Below are 3,558 nucleotides of genomic sequence, written 5' to 3'. Positions count from 1 at the left end.
CCAGCAACTCCACCGCCATCCCCACCCACTGACCCCCCTGACCAGGGAAGACGAAGACGGGTCGGCGCATGGAGCCGCGAGGCGCGTGGGCGGCGCCGGTCACGATGTTGGCGGCGGGCAAGCCGGCCGCGAGGGCTTCGAGTCCGGCGCGGAGGAGGTCCGTTGTTGCGCCGACGACGACTGCCCGGTGGTCGAAGACCGCGCGCGTAGTGGCGAGCGACCAGCCGATGTCGGCGGGCGTGCGCCCGAATTCGCGGTCGAGGTGGGTCAGGAGTTTGCGGGCCTGGTCCGCGAGGGCCGCTTCGGTCTGGGCCGAGAGTAGCCAGGGCCGCGGGGTGGTCTCGTCTTCACGGGGCTCGGCCTCCGGATGCGCCTCGGGTGCTTCTTCGACGATGAGGTGGGCGTTGGTGCCGCTGGCGCCGAAGGAGGAGACGGCGGCCCGGCGGGGCGCCTCGTCGCGCGGCCACGGCCGGGCGTCGCTCAGTAGCCGTACGGTCCCGGACGACCAGTCGACCTTCGGGGTGGGCTCCTCCACGTGCAGGGTCCTGGGCAGGACCTGGTGGTGCAGTGCCATCACCATCTTGATGACCCCGCCGACACCGGCGGCGGCCTGGGTGTGGCCGATGTTGGACTTCAACGAGCCGAGCCACAGCGGCCGTTCGGCATCCCGGCCCTGTCCGTAAGTTGCGAGGAGTGCCTGGGCCTCGATCGGGTCGCCCAGCGGTGTGCCCGTGCCGTGCGCCTCGACCGCGTCCACCTCGCCGGGGCGCAGTCCCGCGTTGGCGAGGGCCTGCCGGATGACACGCTGCTGGGAGGGGCCGTTCGGGGCGGTCAGCCCGTTGGAGGCACCGTCCTGGTTGACGGCGCTGCCGCGCACCACGGCGAGGACGCGATGCCCGTTGCGCCGTGCGTCGGAGAGCCGTTCGACGACGAGGATGCCCACGCCCTCCGCCCACCCGGTGCCGTCCGCGTCGGCGGAGAACGCCTTGCACCGGCCGTCGGGCGACAGCGCGCGCAGCCTGCTGAACTCGACGAACGTGTTGGGGGTGGTCATGGCGACGACGCCGCCCGCGAGCGCGAGGGAGCACTCGCCGGAGCGCAGCGCCTGCGCCGCGAGATGCAGGGCAACCAGCGACGACGAGCAGGCGGTGTCCACCGTCACCGCCGGGCCCTCCAGGCCGAAGCTGTAGGACAGGCGGCCGGACATCACGCTGGCGGCGTTCCCGGTCATCAGGTAGCCGTCGTAGTCCTCGGGGCGGCCGGTCAGCAGGTCCGGATAGTCCTGGCCGTTGGAGCCGACGAAGACGCCGGTGCGGCTGCCGCGCAGGGCGTGCGGGTCGAGGCCCGCCCGCTCGAACGCCTCCCAGGACGTCTCCAGCAGCAGCCGCTGCTGCGGGTCGAGGGAGCGGGCCTCGCGGCGCGAGATGCCGAAGAACTGCTCATCGAATAGCGGTAGTTCGGGTAGGAAGCCACCCTGCTTCGTGTAGGTCTTGCCTGGCTTGTCGGAGTCGGTGTCGTACAGGTCCTCGATGTCCCAGCCGCGGTCGGCGGGGAACTCGGAGACGGCGTCGGTGCCGTCCGCGACGAGCCGCCACAGCGCCTCCGGCGAGTCGACGCCGCCCGGGTAACGGCAGGCCATGCCGACGATCGCGATCGGCTCGTCGGCGGGCACGGCAGCCGGGATCTCCTGTGCGAGGCCGTCGTCGGCAGCGCTCTGCCGGTCCAGGTCCAGCAGGTACGCGGCGAGGACGAGCGGGGTGGGGTAGTCGAAAACGAGCGTGGTCGGCAGGTCGAGGCCGGTGACCGCGCGCAGGCGGTTGCGCAGCTCGACGGCCGCGAGCGAGTCGAACCCGACGTCCTTGAAGGCGCGTTCGTCCGCCACCGCGTCCGTGGACACGTACCCCAGGACCTGGGCGACCTCTCGTCGTACGGCGTCGAGGACGAAGGCGAACCGCTCGGCGGCCGGCCGCTCGGCGACGGCACGCTGCCAGTCCGAGGCTCCATCGCGCTCGGGCTGCCGGCCCTTTGCCTCGGGCAGGGCGGCGAGCACCGGCCGGTGCCGGGCGGCAGTGAACTCGGGCAGGAACTCGTCCCAGTCGATGTCCGCGACGACGCGCCCGGGTTCGGCCCGGTCGGCCACGGCCCGGGCCAGGCCGTCGAACGCGGCTGCCGGATCGAGGAGCCCGATGCCCCGGCCGTGGCGCGGCCCCGCGTCCCCTGTGGCCCACGGGCCCCAGGCGATCACCGTGCCGGCGAGCCCCCGCGCCCGGCGCCGTTCGACCAGCGCTTGCGTGTACGTGTCCGTGAGCGCCTGCGCACCCAGCCCGGGGGATCCCAGGACCCCGACGAGGGAGCCGTACAGCACGAACCGCGTCGCGGGGTCGTCGATCAGCTCGTCCAGGTGGGTGGCGCCAAGGATTCCGGGAGCGGTCACGGAGAGCAGCTCGTCCGCGGGCACGTCGACGAGGTGCCGCCCCTCCGCGTCGTCGGCACCGGAACCGACCAGGTGCAGCACGGCGTCGAGCCCGGCGCCCTTCAGGTCCCCGACCACCCGGGTGAGCGCCGCGCGGTCGGTGACATCGCAGGAGAGGACCGTGGTCGGCACCCCGTCACCGGTCAGCGAGTCCGCCAGCTCCGCGGCACCGGGCGCGGCGAGGCCGCTGCGGGAGAGGAGCACCAGCCGCTCGGCACCGTTGGCCGCGGCCCAGCGCGCCGCCCGGCTGCCGAGCCCGCCGGTGCCGCCGGTGATCAGGACGGTGCCGGTCGGCTTCCAGGGCTCTGTCCCTGCCGCGCCGCCGCCTTCCGACTGCGCCGTGGCAGGGGCGCGCACGAGACGCCGGGCCAGGATCGCCGAACCGCGTATGGCGGTCTCGTCCTCGCCGCCCGTGTCCCTTGCGGCGGCGCCGAGGACGGCCACGAGCCGCTCGGCCGACTCCGACGAGACGGCATGGCCGTCACCGCCCGGCAGGTCGATCAGGCCGCCCCAGCGCTGCGGCTCCTCTACGGCGGCGATCCGGCCGAAGCCCCAAAGCTGGGCCGATCCGAGGGGGCCGGGGTCATCGGGACCGGTCGACACGGCACCGCGCGTGACGCACCAGAGGCGGGCTTCGACACCTGCGTCGGAGAGGGCCTGCCACAGGGCGAGGGTGTCCGGCACTTCGTCGGGTGCGTCGAGGAGGGAGAGGACGCCGAGCAGGGCCTCCCTGTGACCCAACTCTGCGATGTCCTCGGCGAGTCGGGCGCGATCGCGCTCGGACACCACGAGGCGGCGCACGTCGGCACCACGGGCACGCAGGGCGGTCTCCACCACGCCCGCCCACCCGTCTTCCAACTCGGGGCCGAGAGCCAGAAGCCAAGTTCCCGGCAGATCGACTGGAGACATGCCGTCGACCTCATGCCACTCGACGCGGTAGCTGTGGTCGACCGGGGACAGGAGGTCTGCTCCTCCGCCGCGCCAGGTGTGGGTGACGTCGGAGGTGAGCCAGTAGCGGTCGCGTTGGAAGGCGTAGGTGGGGAGGTCGACAGTTCGGGCGCCTGAATTCTCGAACAGTGCTTCCC

The 3,558-nt window shown here is 73.3% G+C and carries 1 protein-coding gene; it reads right to left on the bottom strand.

Annotation, left to right across the window (positions count from 1 at the left end):
• The coding region (locus ACFSL4_RS35680) for a type I polyketide synthase (RefSeq protein ID WP_381092091.1) at positions 1-3,558 on the bottom strand (3,558 nt) is incomplete at both ends.

The sequence above is a fragment of the Streptomyces caeni genome (assembly GCF_042678285.1).
Classification (GTDB): domain Bacteria; phylum Actinomycetota; class Actinomycetes; order Streptomycetales; family Streptomycetaceae; genus Streptomyces; species Streptomyces caeni.
The sequence above is the reverse complement of the archived record's forward strand: the minus strand, read 5'-3'. Positions and strand labels throughout refer to the sequence as shown.